This is a genomic window from Gemmatimonadota bacterium (genome assembly GCA_009838645.1).
Classification (GTDB): domain Bacteria; phylum JAAXHH01; class JAAXHH01; order JAAXHH01; family JAAXHH01; genus JAAXHH01.
The window spans coordinates 26,779-42,144 of record VXRC01000024.1; the positions used below are offsets into that span (position 1 = coordinate 26,779).

The window sequence follows — 15,366 nt, forward strand, 5'->3', positions numbered from 1 at the left end:
ATGCAGGTACAACGAATCGCCATATTGAGCCCGGGAGAGATGGGCCATTCCGTGGGGCGGTGCCTCCAGGCGGGCGGCTTCGACGTGGCCACCTGCCTGACGGACCGGAGCGAACGAACTCGCACGCTGACGGCGGCCGCGGGCATCCGGGACGAGCCGGACCTGGACAAACTGGTCCGGGACACGGACCTGATCCTGGCCATCCTCGTGCCCGACCAGGCCCGGGCCCTCGCCGGCCAGGTGGCGGAGGTGATGAAACGGACCGGGTCCTCGAGACGGACCGGGTCCTCGCCGGCCTACGCCGACTGCAACGCCATCTCCCCGGATTCGGCGCGGGAGATCGACCGGGTCGTCACCGCCGCCGGAGGCCGCTTCATCGACGCGGGCATCATCGGCGGTCCACCCGGCGCGGACGAAAAGACGCGCTTCTACGCTTCCGGCCCCCACGAGGCCATACTCACGCAACTGGACGGCCACGGCATCCTCGTCCGGCCGCTGGGCGGCGAAGTGGGCCGGGCGTCGGGCATCAAGATGTGCTATGCCTCGGTCACCAAGGGGACCTCCGCCCTCTATGCCGCGGCGCTGACGGCCGCCGAAGTCATGGACCTGAGCGAGGAACTGCTGGCGGAATTCGCCGAAAGCCAGGGGCAGCGTCTCAAGGCGATGGGCGGCGTAAACAGCCTGTCGGCCAAGGCCTTCCGCTGGATCGGTGAAATGCAGGAGATCGCGGCGACGTACGAACGGGCCGGGGTATCGCCCGGTTTTCACGAAGGCGCCGAGCACATCTTCCGCCTCATCGCCGAAAGTCCCATTGGCCACGAACGGCCCGAGACCGTGGACCGCAACCGCACCCTGGAGGAAACCGTGGCCATCTTTGCGGACGAGGCGCGGCGGCGGGCACGCGAATCCGGGAAAGGGTAAGCGCCATCCCTTCGATCCAGACCATCGGCATACCGGTCCGCAGCGTCAACTGGGTCCGGGTCTTCCCCACGCTGGACGGAGTCGGCCGGGACTGCCTGGTGGCCGTGATGGGCCAGCAGGCGGCGGGATTCACCGTCGTGAAAATCGATCCGGCCACCGGCGCGACGTCCCAGGCGACTTCGCCCGATCCCACCGCCAATTTCCCCACGGGCGCCTTGCGCACCCGAGATGGCCGGATCTACGTCGGCGCCGCCTACGCCGGGCATCTCCACTGTTACGATCCCAAGACGGAACAGTTGGACGACCTGGGCGCCATCAACCTGCCCGACGATACCTTCCCCTGTAATATGGATGAAGACGAAAACGGCGTAATCTGGATCGGATGCTACGGGTCGGCCGGCCTGACGAGCTACGACCCGGCGTCCGGTGCGTTCACCCGCCACGGGCGGATGGACGAGACCGACATGTACTGCTATCCCTACGTGGGCGCCGGGGGAACGGTCGCCTGCAACATCAGGATGACCCGTCCGCACGTGGTCGTCTACGATCCAGTATCGGGCCGGCGCGAGACCGTGGGACCCGTGGTGGTCACGGAGGACGGGGGATCGCTTAACCTGTACAGGGCGGCCGACGACCAACTCTACATCCGGTCGACCGCAGGCGATTTCAGACTGGACGGCTTCGAGGCCAAACCCGTTGCAGCCCTCCCCGACCCGGCGCCGCCGCTGACGATGTCCGACGGATCCACGGCGGATTTCGCTGACCGGGAAATCCAGATGTTCCGCGAGATGGCCATTACCCGGCCGGAATCCGGCGGGACGCGCATCTTGCCCGTAGCCTACGAGTCCGCGGGCAGCGAGATCTTCCTGGTGCATCGCGGGCCCGACGACAACCTGTACGGTTCGAGCATCCTGCCTCTGCACCTGTTTCGACATGATCCGTCCACCGGCGCCATGGACGACCTGGGCATATGCACCACCGCCACCGGGGAAGCCTATTCCATGGCCAACATGGACGGCAGCCTCTACATCTGTTCCTACCCGGGCGCCGTGCTGTCCGTCTACGATCCTGCCCGGCCCTATCACTTTGGAAAGGACACCGGCAGCAACCCCCGGGATCTCGGCCGCATGGACGAATTCTCCTATCGACCACGTTCCATGGTCGCAGGTCCGCTTGGCCGGGTGTGGACGGCCTCCGTACCGAACTACGGCATGTGGGGAGGACCGTTGTCCTGGTACGATCCGGTCGCGGATGCGTTCGGTACCTATCGCGATATCGCCGGGGAAGCCAGTTGCTGGTCACTGGCCTGGCTGGAGGCCCATGGCCTGCTGGCCATCGGGACGACGATCGACGGCGGCACCGGCACGCAGCCGCGCGTAGACCAGGCGTCGCTGTTCCTCTGGGATTACGAGAAGGAGGAAAAGGTGTGGGAAGGCCGGCTTCCGGTAGAGGTTACGGCCGTCGACGCGCTGGCCGTCATGGACGGCGGCCTGCTATGCGGGACGGCCCGTGCGGGATCCGGGTCCATCCTATTCGATTTCGATGCAGGTGACTGGCGATTCGTGCACCTGGCTTCCCTGCCGGGTGGTCGCTCGCTGGAAGGTGGCCTCCAGACCGGTCCCGATGGCGGGATATACGGATTTACGACCGAATGTTTCTACCGTTTCGATGCCGCCGCCGGCGTTGTGACCACGATTCACGAAGCGCCGTCCGCCTTCCAGAATCCCGGTCCGATGTACGGGGACGGTGTCTACTTCACGAAGAAACACGAGCTGAAGAAACTGGTGTTCTGAAAAACGAAGGATCGTAGTTACCACGACGCAAAGGTAGAGGATGCAAACTGAAGAGATAAAGTGTATAAACTATTGAAAATATGAATCATAAGTATATTACTCCACGCCGTACAATGACCTTGACAGATTCGACCGCATACGGTAACTATGCATTGGCTTTTGTTGAGCATCGCCAACCAATCACAAGGATCCGTCAGATGAGATACCCATACAGGTCGTGGAAAAGGTCAATGTTTCTTGCCGGTCTGGTCTCGCTGTTGCTGATCCGGCCGGACCCGGTCGCCGCGCTGGATGCCCCGCAATCCTGGGAACTGCGTAAATCCACGATTATCGACCTGCCGCGGTCCCATCCCGCAGCGTCTTACCTGCCCGACCTGATCAAGCGTCTCGCGTCCGGACAGGGCGGAGGATCGCCCGTGTCCGAGGTGGAATTCCTGGCCCTGTTCGACCGGCCCGAAAGCCGTACGGTCTACAACAACCAACTGATCAAGGTGGCCACGCCCCGGAGCGTCGCGATTCAGAACAAGGCCCACGAGGATTTCTCGCGCGTCTTCCTGGCGGAAAAGCGGGTGAAGCGGGGTGTTGCGTTCCTCGAAGAGAAGAAAAACCTGCTGGACCGGGCGGAGAGGACCTACGGTGTGGCCCCGAAGGACATCGTGTCCATCCTGATGTGGGAATCCGGCCTAGGTGAGTTCACGGGAAACTACCGCGTGTTCAATGTCCTGGTCGCCCAGTTGTTATACCTGGAGGAAGCCCAGCAGGCCGCCGTGCGACGCATTACAGCCGGGGGTGAAGCCGATCCGCTCACCTCTGCCGCGGTAGCCGAAAGACAGCAGGAACGATTCGCGAAAATCCGCCGCAGGTGCGTCGGCAACCTGGTGGCGCTCCTTCGCCATAGCAAGGCCACCGGCGTGGACCCGCTTTCGCTCCACGGTTCCTGGGCCGGCGCCATCGGGTATCCCCAGTTCATGCCGGCCAGCATGCCCCATGCCGCCGATGGAGACGGGGATGGCGAAATCGACCTGCATTCGTGGCCCGATGCCATCATGAGCGTGGCCAAGTATCTCAACGAACGCGGCAAGTACGGCACAGCCGATGCCGCACGCCGCAGGGCCATCTTCAGCTACAACCCCATCGACTCCTACGTAAACGGCGTGATCAAGTACGCCGAAGCCATCTCGAAGGCGCGCTGAAAACAGCCCCTTCCTGCGATTTGCCAGACCTACCCGGAAAGGCCGTGCCGGAAACCCGGTAAACTCACCTGGACCAATGCCGACCCGCCTCTACTTGAACCCAGGGGGCGTTGTCGAAAAAGGCGGTCAGCCCATGACCATGCACGACGACATCGATCCAGCCCTGGATCTCGTCCTTGAGCGCCACATCCCGGACGTCACGCCCGCCCAGCTATGGCGAGCCTGGACCGAGCCCGAGGCGTTAAAGCGATGGTTCACGCCGAAGCCGTGGGAGACGACGGCCTGTGAAATCGATCTGCGGCCCGGCGGCGCCTTCGGCACGACGATGCGCTCACCCGAAGGCGAAGAGGTATCGGGCACAGGGTGCTATCTGGAGATCGTCGAGCACCGGAGGCTCGTATGGACCGATGCACTGGAGCCAGGCTATCGTCCGGGTGCGTCACCATTCATGACGGCCATCATCACGATGGCGCCCGAAGGCGACGGTACGCGCTATCGTGCGCTTGTACGGCATCACGACGAAGCCGCACGCCAAAAGCACGAGGAAATGGGGTTTTTTACAGGCTGGGGCACGGCACTCGATCAACTCGTTGAGCACGCGCGGAAACTTGACTGACGAGGTCTCCAGGCCAGGATCCGTATCTACAGGGCGATGATCCTCCGGATGCGCTCGGCGGTTTCCCGCATGTTGTCGTCGTCGCCGCCGACCTCGCTCACCAGGGCTCCGTCGAAACTGATGCCGCGCAGTTCGGTCATGACCGCAGGCCAGTCCGTGTCGCCATCCATCAGCTGGACCCAGGCGCCTTCCCCGCGCAGGAAGTCCTTCACGTGCACCTTGAAGATCCGGCGGCCCAGTTCCTTGATCCACATGTCGGGGTAGCCGTAGAGGATCATGTTGGCCGTGTCCAGGTAGATCCCGACGGCGGGCGACCCGACCTCGTCGACGAGCTGGCGGGCTTCCCGGGGACTCAGCATGAACTGGTTCCACACGTTCTCGATGCCGATCCGTGTGCCGCGACGTTCCGCCTCGGGCGCGAGATCACGCAGGGCGTCGCGGAAGTTGTCCCAGGTCGTCCCGTAGGAGCTCGCCGGATCGAGCGCTCCGGGATGCAGAAGGAGGGCGTCCACCCCCAGGATCTCGGCGATTTCGAAACCGCGCTTGAGGATGGCAACCCGCTTCGCCCGTTCTTCCGCGGACGGCGATAGCAGGGATCCGGCATCGCCGCGGATGGCGATCATGGAACTCAGTTCGAGGCCGTGGTTCCTGCAGGCCTCCCCCACGGCGGCGATCTCCGGGGTCGAGGCGTCAATGTTCGGGAAACCGCTGTCGGAGAAAACCAGTTCGATGGCCTCGTAGCCCAGGTTTCGGGCCTTTGAGAGATCCGCTTCGAGATCCTGGCGGGCGAGACAGAGTTGCGTGATGCCTGGCTTCATGGGGAGGCGGCTCCTTGGAATCGTTGCGGGCACATGAAATCGTTGCGGACGGCGGTAATTTTGAAGTTAACAGTCGTGTCGGGGTAGGTTATATTATAAGTAACAAAACGCAAGCGAATTGCGCTGCATCTGAAACGAGGAGGAAGACCATGATTCATACACTGGCGCGGTGGTGCTTCGCCCTGGCCCTGGTCGGCCTGGTGGCGGAGTCCGCCGACGCGCAACCCCGTAACTTGGCGCCGAGGCTGAGTGAGGCCGCACCGGAGTTCAGCCTGCAGGACGTCAACGGCGAAACCGTCAACTTCGCCGATTACAAGGGCAGCAAGAACCTGCTTGTGGTCGTCGACCGCGGCTGGATAGGCTACTGGTGACCCCTTTGCTTACGGCAACTGGGGCAGTTGCAATCCGATTACGAACGCATAGCAGCACTCGACACCGAATTACTCTTCATCAATCCCGAAGACCTCGACCAGACCAGGGACTTCGTCGCCAAATCGAAAGTCACGCGGGAAGCGCTTTCCTTCCGCGTTCTCGCCGACCCGGATCGGGCCATTCCCACCAAGTTCAAGATCCAGAAAGCGACCGACAAGGGGACGGAAGTCATTCCCACGGCCTTCATCATCGACAAGGAAGGCGTCCTTCGGTTCAAGTACGTGGGTTCGGATCCCTTCGACCGGCCGTCGACAGACAGCCTGGTGGAGATCCTGGATATGATCGAAGGGTAGTAAGTCGGTTTTGAAGTCGAGATGAAGTTTGATTGAGGTAGAGTTTACGAAGCGAAGTTGAAGTCAGGACACCAGATTCCTGATCTCGTCGGACACGAATTCGACCAGGATCTGGTTTTCCAGCCAGACTTCGTAGAGCGGTCCGCCCAGCCTCGGCCGAAAGCGGTGGTGAAGTCCATGCGATTCCGCCACCGCTTTCAAATGGTCGAGGCTTTGCTGCGTTTCAAGCAGAAAATGGGTCGAATTGAAATTCTGTACCTCTTCAACCGGTCTGAATTCCGCGGCGTGTTCCCCGGGGCAGAGCAGGTAGATGTTCGGGATAAATTCGATCATCTCACCCGACTGACAGTCCCAAGCGCATACCCAGGCACCTTCCATGGTCCTCGATGTGAATGGATATACTGATCCATACGTCAATTCTGCCAGAACCCTCGCTGCCCTTTCGGGTTTTGATGCCGTAATGGAAAGGTGTTTGATCTTCATATGGCGATGCGACTCTATATGGGTGTGTAATCTGCAGAACGCTCACAAGCGTTGCGTTATTCACGCGGTTCAGTATGGATAAGAAAGACCTTCGTTTCAAATCCTCCTCTTTTCTCCTTCTTCGCGTTTCTCATTTTCTCGAGTTGTATCGGATCAATTCCCATTCGAGACGCAATAGCGTATACCACCTCCAGGATATCAACTAATTCCTCGGCGTCATTGGAAGTGTTGAATTCCCCGACTTCCTCCACAAGTTTGCGTCTGAGTTCATGAATATACTCGGCCCTGTCGAGAACTCGGGTCGTCGGACGATCGCCCGCAGCAGCAATGATATCGGGAATCCTGTCCCGCACAAGCTTGTTGTGGTCAACTCGTTTCATTGCTGCACCTTCCACGGCGTAATTGTCAAAACCGAACCTGGCCTGCAGGTGTCACGTCTGCGAAGTCACCGAGGATATCATTATAGTGAGCGATAATCTGCTCTGCTGTAAGTACATCGGAATCGAAAGTACTGTGTCCATCCTTGACTAGCGTTATCGAATATCCTGCAATACGAGCATGATGGCAGGTCGTGCTGATACAGTTCTCGGTTTGAACGCCTGTAATGAATAACCTGCCGATCTCCTTTTCATTCAAAATAGATGCTAACTGAGCTTCGCAAAACGCATCCGGAGTTCGTTTCTGAACGACGATATCTCCCTTCTGCGGGGAAACCCGTTCGTGTATATGCCATCCTGGTGAATCCGTCCGATCCGGGTCGCCCGGTTTTCCGTTGTGTACGTTGCCCAATGTCGTTTCCTATATGCATTCCACGATGCGGTCTTCAATCTCAGCCAGCTCTTCGAATTGCCCTACCGTGCTTTTCCAGTCTTCCTGCGTGGCATAGTACTGCGCCAGTCCGTATGACTCGGCTTTTTTGACCAACCATTCCGCGGTTTCAGTTTGGTCTGCCGACTTCATGAAATCGGCCGCATCGAGGCAACGACGGGCGCCGATCGGCAGGACGAAGTGGACCAGCATGGCCGCGAATCCTTTGGGCGGTATACCGCGGATCACCTCGGCGGCCATCCGGAACGCCTGCGAACCTCCAAAAAAGACCGGACCGGAGGGGGCGGCATGAATCAGTTCTCGTGCGTTTTCCAGCGTAGCCTTCAGCATGTCTTCGGTCGATACCTGACGGTCTTCCCGGAAATCGCCGCGCAGGGTGTATGCACTTGTTGCGTAGCCGAGATCAGTGGCATTCCACGCACGCAAAAGGTCATCGACCGGCAGTACCGCGAATGGATAGAATTGCGGGTCATGCACCTGTACACGGTCGCCTTCGAGTTTCAGAGCTATAATGAAATGGTCTCCGCCACGTTTCAGCCGGTGATTCGGGTCATAGGGCAGGAAACCCAGGTCCAGGGGACCAAGCAGTACGGGGCCGTTCTTCAGGTTAGCTTTTAATGCTTCAAGAGCCGATTCAACATCGTCACCCTCCCACTGTGTACACGTCCAACCCAGAATGCTGAGCGCACGGGACATCCCGCTGTTAGGATTCAGGTCGGCGTGGCTAGGGAAGAACAGTGGAGTATCAAACTGCAGGAACAGCTCGCCGAACGGCATACCCGTCATGCATTCCAACAGGCCGGGTTCCGGAAGATCGGCCATGCCGGCGTGCTGCAGACACATGTGAAGGCTGTTGCTGTAACAGTAATGGCTGTTCCCGGTATAAGCGATGTGCATTTGCTGATCCTCTCGTCAAATATCGCAATGGATCGAATAAACCCTCATTGTTTAAATGGGATTCATCCAGACCAATATACTATATATTTGTTTAGTATATGTCAAGAAATACGAGAGGAAACTTCCAGGTTTTTGCAGAAAAACATTCAGGGTATTCCGAGCGTCCTACCGATCCTGTCCACCACGTCGTCGATCCTTTCCAGGTACCGCATCGCCGCCTTGTAGGTGGGCATGAGTACCCGCTGCTCATCCACCTCGCCATCCAGGTACTGGTCGGCCATCCAGAGATAGATGGAGAGTTCGTAGATCGTCCATTCAGGATCTTTCGGGGTGTTGCCGTATCCTTCATAGAAAGCGGCCGGTGTGGGGCCGATCGGCTTCAACCGGAAGATCTCCAGCCTGGCCAGGTCCCAGGTCGGATCGCCGGACCAGGCGTACTCCCAGTCGAGCCAGGCGGAACACCTCCAGTGGCCGGTTTCCTCGTGAACCAGCACGTTCCAGGGATGGGGATCGTTGTGCAGCAGGACCAGGGGTCTTTCGTTCAGCAGGGGTACCGTTTGCTTCAGTACCCGCTTCATCGACGACAGTTCGAAACGAAGTCCCGGGTCCCGCTTCAGCAGGCTCTCCGCATGCCGCACGGCCTGGTGGTAGTGAAAGTCACCCCAGGTTCCTTCGTCAAAAGGCTGAATGCGTTCTCCGACGATCAATCCCGGGCAGCGATCGGAAAGCTGGATGGCGTGCACTTTTCGTAACGCGGCGCCGACAGCCCGCCAGGCCTGAGCGCGCTGTCCATCGGTCAGGTTATCGACAACGTTCCCCAGAAGGGATCCGGGTTTGAATTCCATCAGCACGGCGCATCCGTCTTCATCATCGTGATGCGCGACAATGGCCGGCACGGGTACGCCATGCTTCGATAACAAATCGTGCAAATAAAGTTCTTTTTCGACCCTTTGCAGGTCGTCATCTGTAGCGTAAGGCCATTCGTATTCGCGGAGGATGTAGCGTGTGTCGTCCCGGAGTTTTACGAGGGACGTTCGATTGGTCACGCCGGTATTGAGCGGCTCGACAGATCGGATGGGATTACGGCTTTGCCCGGCTTCGGCGAGTAGTCTTGGAAGGAATGCAGGAAGCTGGGACATGAGGTATGCACGCTTTCAGTTCGATCGGTTTAGCACGCGTACTTCAGTCTTCAATCGTTCTCCCAGCCGATCCCTTTGCAACTCCAGGTCATAGTGGGTCTGCAGATTCAGCCAGAATCGATCCGTAGTTCCGAAATAGCGAGCCAGTCGTAAAGCGGTGTCGGCCGAAATGGCGCGTTTGCCGTGCACGATCTCGTTTATGCGGCGCGGGGGAACTGAAATATCCACGGCAACACGGTACTGACTCAGACCTAGTGGTTCGAGAAACTCTTCCTTGAGGATCTCTCCGGGATGAATCGGAGGCATAATAGCAGCAGGCATGTGAAACTCCTGGTGGTAGTCTACAAGTTCGTCCACAAAAACGGTCTTTGAACGATAGGATCATGCCAATACTATAGTAACGTTATGTGAATCCTTTAAACACTGTTTCCTCATCGGTCCAGACGCCAACACAACAGCCATCTGGTTTATATCCGGGGACACCACGCCATGCCCAACGATCACGAACTGCGGTTCGCCGCCGACGACTACCAGTCGGCCGACAACCGGGATTTCACCACGGACGCCATCCACGGAGGCTACCACGGCACGTCGTCCGCGGTGCCGATTTACCAGGGGAACACCAATTACCGCGAGGGTTACGAAGGGACGAACTCCTACGGCCGCGGGCTGGACAAGGCGGGCGGTCCCACCAGCGGTGCGCTTGAAGAACAGGTGAGGATCCTCGAAGGCGCGGAGTGGGCGCAGGCGACCTCGTGCGGCATGTCGGCGGTCAGCCAGACGTTGTTCGGCCTGCTTCGGAGCGGCGACCGGGCGGTCTGCCACGAGACCGTGTACGCCGGTACCCACATGTTGTTCCAGGACGTGCTGCCGGTGAAATGGGGCGTTGACGTCGAGATGGTCAACCTGTGCGACCTGGACGCCCTGAAAAAAGCGCTGGAGAAGCCCACCCGGATGGTCTATTTCGAACCTTACGCCCACTCCATGGAGTTCATCGACCTGGTCCGCGCCACGGACATGGCCCACGAAGCCGGCGCGCTGGTCGTGGTGGACAACACCTTCCTCTCCCCCTACCTGCTACGTCCCCTGCACTACGGCGCCGACGTGGTCCTCCACGCCATGACCAAATACATGGCCGGTCACGGAGACGCACTGTCTGGTATCGTTGTGGGCTGTGACGAAGAGATCCGGAAGCAGATCCACTATATGCGCATCCTGATGGGCGGCGTGCTGGCGCCTATGAACGCCTTCCTGGTGCACCGGGGACTCAAGACCCTGGCCTTCAGGATGGAACGGCACTGCGCCAGCGGCCAGAAGGTGGCCGAATATCTGGAACAGCACGAGAAGGTCGAAAGGGTCGACTACCTGGGACTGCAATCCCATCCCCAACACGTGGCCGCGACCAGATATCTTCGCGGCTATGGCGGTATGATGCGGTTCTATGCCCGTCCCGGCGTGTCGCTCGACCGGTTCATCGGCAATCTGGGTATGTGCAAGCCGTGGTACAGCCTGGGCGATGTCGAGACGCTGATCCTGCCTTCGGACGAAGGCGCGTACGGAGGTTTTGAAGCACGTGTTTCAGTGGGGTTGGAAGATCCGGACGACATCATCGCCGACCTGGACCAGGCGCTGGAGCATGCGTAGAGTGGGCGTTCGTTTTTGGTATCGGTAAGACGATGTGGAAACCGCGACCGCATGTACCTGGTTAATCTAACCCCAGATAGCCGGTATCAATCAAGGGCGAGCGACTTCTCCACCTCATCTGGTACGGATATTGTGACGAACCTGGCCGCAGGATAGAGATAGTCCTCTCCACTCTCGTCAATAACCCGGAGGTCGCCATCGTCCCTCGCCGCTTCATCACGGACAACCCGGTAAATCTTGTGTTTTTCCAATGATGCGGTGTAGTCCGTGTTGTCGATGCAAACGACGTAGAAACCAGCGTTCATCTCACACCACCCTCTCTAACTCTTCCCCAACAGGCTCGGTCTTCTTCTCCGTGGGCGGCAGGCAGTTACGCAGGACGATGTAGCCCAACACGCCCGACAGCAGCGAGCCGGCCATGATCCCCAGTCTTTCGTCGAATAACCCGTACGTGTCGATGTCCGCGAAGGCCAGCGACCCGATGAAGAGGCTCATGGTAAACCCGATGCCACACAATGCGCTGGCTCCGTATATGCTCGTCCAGGTCATGCCCGTGGGCAGGCTGGCCCATTTGAATTTGACGAACATCCAGCAGAGGCCGAAGATACCGATCTGCTTACCCAGGAACAGGCCCAGCGCCACACCGACGGGAACGCCGTGAAGGACCTGATCGAGCGTCATGCCCTCGAAACTGATCCCGGCGTTGGCGAAAGCGAACACGGGAAGGATGACGAAGGCGACGACCGTATGCAGATCGTGCTCCAGGATCTTGAGCGGCGAGACGTCGGGATCGGTCCTGGACCGCATGGGAATGAATATGGCCAGGATCACGCCCGCCAGCGTCGCGTGGACGCCGGACTTCACCAGGGCGATCCACAGGACTACGCCGACCATCATGTAGGAACTGTGGGAGACCCAGTTCCTGTTGTTCAGAAAGAACAGTACCAGTACGCAGCCCGCGGCTACCAGTAGGGCCGGTATCGATATTTCCGCAGCGTAGAACACCGCGATAATCGCGATGGCCCCGATGTCGTCCAGTATGGCCAGGGAGGTGAGGAAGACCTTGATCGAAATGGGCACGCGGGAGCCCAGGAGGGCCAGCACGCCGAGGGCGAAGGCGATATCCGTGGCCACCGGGACAGCCCAGCCTCGCAATGCGTCAGAATTGCCGCTGTTGAAGAGGAAATAGATCAGCGCGGGGACGATCATGCCGCCGACGGCGCCCACGCCGGGCAGGACGATGTTTCGCCGGTCCGACAACTCGCCCTCGAGGAATTCGCGCTTCAGTTCCAGGCCGACGAGGAAGAAGAAGATGGCCATCAGGCCGTCGTTGATCCAGAGCTGCAGCGGCTTGTGGATATCCAGCGCGGCAATGTGAATCTGAATCGGGATATTCAGCAGGAAGTGGTAAAGCGGCTCAAGGAACGAGTTCGCGAAAATCAAGGCCAGCGCGGTCGCGAGCATCAGGAGGATGCCGCTGGCGGATTCCAGGCGTAAAAAGGCGTCGATGAACGGTAATTTCTGATTCGACATAATCTGTGTTACCCGTACCTCCTCAGGCTGCGCTTCCTATCTGCACCTCAGGCTGCGTCCGCCATCTGCACGTCAGACCGGGCCCGCCACCCGCACCACCATCTCCTCCACGTCGACGGACCGGCTGCTGCGGGAGGCCTCGATGGCGGCGAAGACCATGGCCACGCTCCGTATGTTGTGTTCCAGGCGCGTATCCGGCGCGGGGCCGCCGTCGATCCAGTCCAGGAACTCGTTGATCTGCCACTGGTGTCCGTCGTACTCCGGCACTACGGGACTGACGTCCTCGACCAGCATGCCCTTGCCGGGCGTATGCCGGTACATGCGCGTGACCCCGTCGCTTCCGATGGCTACGGCGCCTTCCTCGCATTCGGCGCGGTAGTGCTCCTGGTGCCAGCTGTTCTGCTCGGCGGCGCCCAGGCACGAACCTTCGTAAGCCGCCTTCACCCCGTTGGTCATGTCCATCACGTACATGGCACAGCAATCCCCCTGGAAGGTGCTCCACGGCCGGTTCCACTCCCATCCGGCGATCGTCTTGCAGTCTCCCCCGGAGAGATTCCGCATCATGTCAAAGTGATGCACAGCGCCTTCCACGAGCAGGGTGTGCGGTATTTCGTAGCGGAAGGCGCCCCAGGTGCCGTGCTTCCGGTAGTCCGCGGCAAAGCGGCCCTGGATGTGGTTGATTCGTCCCAGTGCTCCGTCCCGCAGCACCTGCCGCATGGTCAGCATGCGGCTGGAATAGCGGTAGTTCTGAATCACGTGCATCTTCAGGCCGGCTTCCGTGACCGCCCTGTATATATCTACGCATGCGGGCCACGTGTCGGCAATCGGTTTTTCACTCAGGATGTCCAGCTTGTGTTCCACTGCCTGCATTACGGCGTCCCGGTGGACGGCCGGTGGGATCACGATCGTGCAGTAGTCCGCTTCCACCTCCCCGAAGGCGGCTACCATGTCCGTGTACCGGCGGCTCCGTGGAAGCCCCAGGAAATCCCCGGAATCGTGGAGGATATCCGCATTGATGTCCACCAGGGCGACGATTTCGATCCGGTCTTCGAATTGGGGATAGAATCGGCGTATCCATGCCCCGGCCATGCCGCCGCCGCCGATCATCAGGCATTTCTTTTTGTTAGACACTCAGTACTCCGTTCTCTTGTTGGAAATCGTCTGGGATTCGATGGAAAACCTCTCGCGTTCGATATTAACCGCCTCGCTATATCACCATCCTCTTCCAGGCGCCTTGCCGGAACCGGTAGACGCAGGCGATTCCGAGCAGGCAGATGTAGATGGTCGCACTCAGCCAGGCGCCCCAGAAGTCCAGTTCCAGGGTGAAGGCGAGCAGGTAGGTCATCGGAAGGAAGATCACCCAGGCGCCGATGAAAGCGGCCACGGCAGACCACCGGGTGTCGCCGGCCCCGCGCAGGGCGCCGATGAATATGACCGCGAGGGCGTCGAAGGCCTGGAACAGCGCCGCGTACAGCAGTCCCTGCCTGCCGTAGCGGATGACGTCGGGATCGTCGTTGAACAAGCTGACCAGCGGTTCGGGAAACAACAGGAACGCCAGGCCGACGAAGACCATGATGCCCATCGCCAGTTTCAGGGCGCTGTAGGCGCTGCGTTCGGCCAGCGCGATACGTTTGGCCCCGATATACTGCCCCACGAGGGTGGCGGCGGCCATGCCGATGCCCAGGCCGATCATGTAGGAGATGGACATCAGCTGGATGGCGATCTGGTTCGCGGCCAGCTGGGCGTTTCCCAGCCTTCCGATGATGGCGGCGAAGATGACGAAGCTGCCGATGTCGAGAAACCGTTGCAGGCCAATCGGGGCGCCGACTTTCAAGAGCCGGACCTGGTCCAGCCAACGGGGCCGCGGCACGGACCGGTTGTCGTAGGGACGAAGCCGCCGGGAAAGGTAAAGGACCAAGTAAATTCCCCCGCCCAGTATGCCGGCCAGCGCCGATCCCATGGCCGATCCCTGTACCTCGAGGCGGGGCAGGCCGAAGTGTCCGTAGATCAGCCCGTAGTTCAGGATGACGTTGATGATGTTGATGGTGATGCCGATCTTCATCGGCGTCTTCGTATCGCCGATCCCGCGGAAGAAGCTGGCCGCGGTCATGGCGACCATGAAGGCCGGACCGTCGATCAGCCGCCATTGCAGGTAGGTGATCCCCAGGCGCCGCACTTCGGCGGAGGGTCCCGCGAGGTCGAACAACAGGGGTACGAAGGGGATGACGAGCAGGATCAGTACGCCGCTGGCCACGGCCATGTACAGCCCCTGCCACGTCATGTAGCCGCAGTCCTTCCGGTTGCCCGCGCCGTAGCTCTGGGCGACGAAGGTGTTCAACCCCATCGCCAGCCCCAGGAACGGAAGGTAGAAAAGCCAGGCGAGCATGGATCCGAGGCCCACGGCACCGATCTCGGCCACGCCCAGTTGGCCGACCATGTACGTGTCGACCACGCCCAGCAGCGTTTCTGACATGTTGGCCAGGATGATCGGGTAGGCCAGCAGCCACACCTGGTTCACGCTTCCCGAGGTGGGATGGAAGGCGGGTGCCGTATCCTGGTCCGTAGGTTTCGATGTATCGGAAACGCTCATTTTTAGTGGGAGGTTTTGACTTGTTCACAGGATATAACGCCAGGAACGATGGCACAGCAGATTACATTTCGCGCCGAACCGGATCTTCCGTGCCGTCCTTGACACTTCGCATCATACGAATCAGTCGGATCGGTACATGCGATTCTTGCAGAAAAGTGCGCGATGCTGCGCGTCCCTTTCTGAAAT

18 protein-coding genes are annotated in these 15,366 nt (G+C 59.8%); 7 read left to right on the forward strand and 11 right to left on the reverse strand.

What is annotated here, in order from left to right; translation table 11 throughout:
• From F4Y38_06495 to F4Y38_06510, 4 genes are all read left to right on the forward strand, one after another.
• On the forward strand, nt 1–921 hold the full coding sequence (locus F4Y38_06495; GenBank protein ID MXY48938.1) for an NAD(P)-dependent oxidoreductase: 921 nt from the start codon (nt 1–3) through the stop codon (nt 919–921).
• 98 nt (nt 922–1,019) lie between these two features.
• On the forward strand, nt 1,020–2,714 hold the full coding sequence (locus F4Y38_06500) for a hypothetical protein (protein MXY48939.1): 1,695 nt from the start codon (nt 1,020–1,022) through the stop codon (nt 2,712–2,714).
• 80 nt (nt 2,715–2,794) lie between these two features.
• Nucleotides 2,795–3,907 (forward strand): hypothetical protein, encoded by a 1,113-nt coding sequence (locus F4Y38_06505; protein MXY48940.1) that lies wholly within the window; start codon nt 2,795–2,797, stop codon nt 3,905–3,907.
• 133 nt (nt 3,908–4,040) lie between these two features.
• Nucleotides 4,041–4,523 (forward strand): SRPBCC family protein, encoded by a 483-nt coding sequence (locus tag F4Y38_06510; protein MXY48941.1) that lies wholly within the window; start codon nt 4,041–4,043, stop codon nt 4,521–4,523.
• A 26-nt stretch (nt 4,524–4,549) separates the two neighbouring features.
• On the opposite strand, the gene F4Y38_06515 is transcribed toward F4Y38_06510, so the two are convergent.
• A complete protein-coding gene (locus F4Y38_06515) occupies nt 4,550–5,341 on the reverse strand; it encodes a sugar phosphate isomerase/epimerase (protein MXY48942.1) in 792 nt (263 codons plus the stop codon).
• Between the two features lie 149 nt (nt 5,342–5,490).
• Between F4Y38_06515 and F4Y38_06520 the strand changes: the two genes are divergently transcribed.
• Entirely contained in the window at nt 5,491–5,712 is a 222-nt protein-coding gene (locus tag F4Y38_06520; protein MXY48943.1) for a redoxin domain-containing protein, read from the forward strand.
• 18 nt (nt 5,713–5,730) lie between these two features.
• Nucleotides 5,731–6,066 (forward strand): peroxiredoxin family protein, encoded by a 336-nt coding sequence (locus tag F4Y38_06525; GenBank protein MXY48944.1) that lies wholly within the window; start codon nt 5,731–5,733, stop codon nt 6,064–6,066.
• A 63-nt stretch (nt 6,067–6,129) separates the two neighbouring features.
• Here the strand turns inward: F4Y38_06525 and F4Y38_06530 are convergent, their stop codons facing one another.
• The 6 genes from F4Y38_06530 to F4Y38_06555 form a co-directional block, all read right to left on the reverse strand.
• A complete protein-coding gene (locus tag F4Y38_06530; GenBank protein MXY48945.1) occupies nt 6,130–6,549 on the reverse strand; it encodes a hypothetical protein in 420 nt (139 codons plus the stop codon).
• A gap of 56 nt (nt 6,550–6,605) precedes the next feature.
• Nucleotides 6,606–6,929, reverse strand: a complete 324-nt coding sequence (locus tag F4Y38_06535) for a nucleoside triphosphate pyrophosphohydrolase (protein MXY48946.1) — start codon at nt 6,927–6,929, stop codon at nt 6,606–6,608.
• 25 nt (nt 6,930–6,954) lie between these two features.
• Nucleotides 6,955–7,338 (reverse strand): isochorismatase family protein, encoded by a 384-nt coding sequence (locus F4Y38_06540; protein MXY48947.1) that lies wholly within the window; start codon nt 7,336–7,338, stop codon nt 6,955–6,957.
• 9 nt (nt 7,339–7,347) lie between these two features.
• On the reverse strand, nt 7,348–8,274 hold the full coding sequence (locus F4Y38_06545; GenBank protein ID MXY48948.1) for a hypothetical protein: 927 nt from the start codon (nt 8,272–8,274) through the stop codon (nt 7,348–7,350).
• A 146-nt stretch (nt 8,275–8,420) separates the two neighbouring features.
• Nucleotides 8,421–9,413 (reverse strand): aminoglycoside phosphotransferase family protein, encoded by a 993-nt coding sequence (locus F4Y38_06550; protein MXY48949.1) that lies wholly within the window; start codon nt 9,411–9,413, stop codon nt 8,421–8,423.
• Nucleotides 9,414–9,428: 15 nt separating this feature from the next.
• The gene (locus F4Y38_06555) at nt 9,429–9,734 is read right to left on the reverse strand and encodes a HigA family addiction module antidote protein (protein ID MXY48950.1); all 306 of its coding nucleotides are present in this window, start codon (nt 9,732–9,734) and stop codon (nt 9,429–9,431) included.
• 168 nt (nt 9,735–9,902) lie between these two features.
• On the opposite strand from F4Y38_06555, the gene F4Y38_06560 reads away from it, so the two are divergent.
• A complete protein-coding gene (locus tag F4Y38_06560; GenBank protein ID MXY48951.1) occupies nt 9,903–11,057 on the forward strand; it encodes a methionine gamma-lyase in 1,155 nt (384 codons plus the stop codon).
• Between the two features lie 86 nt (nt 11,058–11,143).
• Here F4Y38_06560 and F4Y38_06565 read toward each other — a convergent pair whose 3' ends face one another.
• From F4Y38_06565 to F4Y38_06580, 4 genes are all read right to left on the reverse strand, one after another.
• Nucleotides 11,144–11,362, reverse strand: coding sequence for a hypothetical protein (locus F4Y38_06565; protein MXY48952.1), 219 nt, complete (start codon nt 11,360–11,362; stop codon nt 11,144–11,146).
• 1 nt (nt 11,363) lies between these two features.
• Entirely contained in the window at nt 11,364–12,590 is a 1,227-nt protein-coding gene (gene nhaA, locus F4Y38_06570; protein MXY48953.1) for a Na+/H+ antiporter NhaA, read from the reverse strand.
• 72 nt (nt 12,591–12,662) lie between these two features.
• On the reverse strand, nt 12,663–13,721 hold the full coding sequence (locus tag F4Y38_06575) for a Gfo/Idh/MocA family oxidoreductase (protein MXY48954.1): 1,059 nt from the start codon (nt 13,719–13,721) through the stop codon (nt 12,663–12,665).
• 76 nt (nt 13,722–13,797) lie between these two features.
• Nucleotides 13,798–15,180 (reverse strand): MATE family efflux transporter, encoded by a 1,383-nt coding sequence (locus tag F4Y38_06580; GenBank protein MXY48955.1) that lies wholly within the window; start codon nt 15,178–15,180, stop codon nt 13,798–13,800.
• Nucleotides 15,181–15,366: the final 186 nt, after the last annotated feature.

Excerpts from the sequence above, each read along its gene's own strand:
- F4Y38_06565 (MXY48952.1), bottom strand. The coding sequence starts at position 11,362 with ATGAACGCTGGTTTCTACGTCGTTTGCATCGACAACACGGACTACACC.
- F4Y38_06550 (MXY48949.1), bottom strand. The coding sequence starts at position 9,413 with ATGTCCCAGCTTCCTGCATTCCTTCCAAGACTACTCGCCGAAGCCGGG.
- F4Y38_06555 (MXY48950.1), bottom strand. The coding sequence starts at position 9,734 with ATGCCTGCTGCTATTATGCCTCCGATTCATCCCGGAGAGATCCTCAAG.
- F4Y38_06580 (MXY48955.1), bottom strand. The coding sequence starts at position 15,180 with ATGAGCGTTTCCGATACATCGAAACCTACGGACCAGGATACGGCACCC.
- F4Y38_06560 (MXY48951.1), top strand. The coding sequence starts at position 9,903 with ATGCCCAACGATCACGAACTGCGGTTCGCCGCCGACGACTACCAGTCG.
- F4Y38_06545 (MXY48948.1), bottom strand. The coding sequence starts at position 8,274 with ATGCACATCGCTTATACCGGGAACAGCCATTACTGTTACAGCAACAGC.
- F4Y38_06520 (MXY48943.1), top strand. The coding sequence starts at position 5,491 with ATGATTCATACACTGGCGCGGTGGTGCTTCGCCCTGGCCCTGGTCGGC.
- F4Y38_06495 (MXY48938.1), top strand. The coding sequence starts at position 1 with ATGCAGGTACAACGAATCGCCATATTGAGCCCGGGAGAGATGGGCCAT.
- F4Y38_06515 (MXY48942.1), bottom strand. The coding sequence starts at position 5,341 with ATGAAGCCAGGCATCACGCAACTCTGTCTCGCCCGCCAGGATCTCGAA.
- F4Y38_06510 (MXY48941.1), top strand. The coding sequence starts at position 4,041 with ATGACCATGCACGACGACATCGATCCAGCCCTGGATCTCGTCCTTGAG.
- nhaA (MXY48953.1), bottom strand. The coding sequence starts at position 12,590 with ATGTCGAATCAGAAATTACCGTTCATCGACGCCTTTTTACGCCTGGAA.
- F4Y38_06530 (MXY48945.1), bottom strand. The coding sequence starts at position 6,549 with ATGAAGATCAAACACCTTTCCATTACGGCATCAAAACCCGAAAGGGCA.
- F4Y38_06505 (MXY48940.1), top strand. The coding sequence starts at position 2,795 with ATGAATCATAAGTATATTACTCCACGCCGTACAATGACCTTGACAGAT.
- F4Y38_06535 (MXY48946.1), bottom strand. The coding sequence starts at position 6,929 with ATGAAACGAGTTGACCACAACAAGCTTGTGCGGGACAGGATTCCCGAT.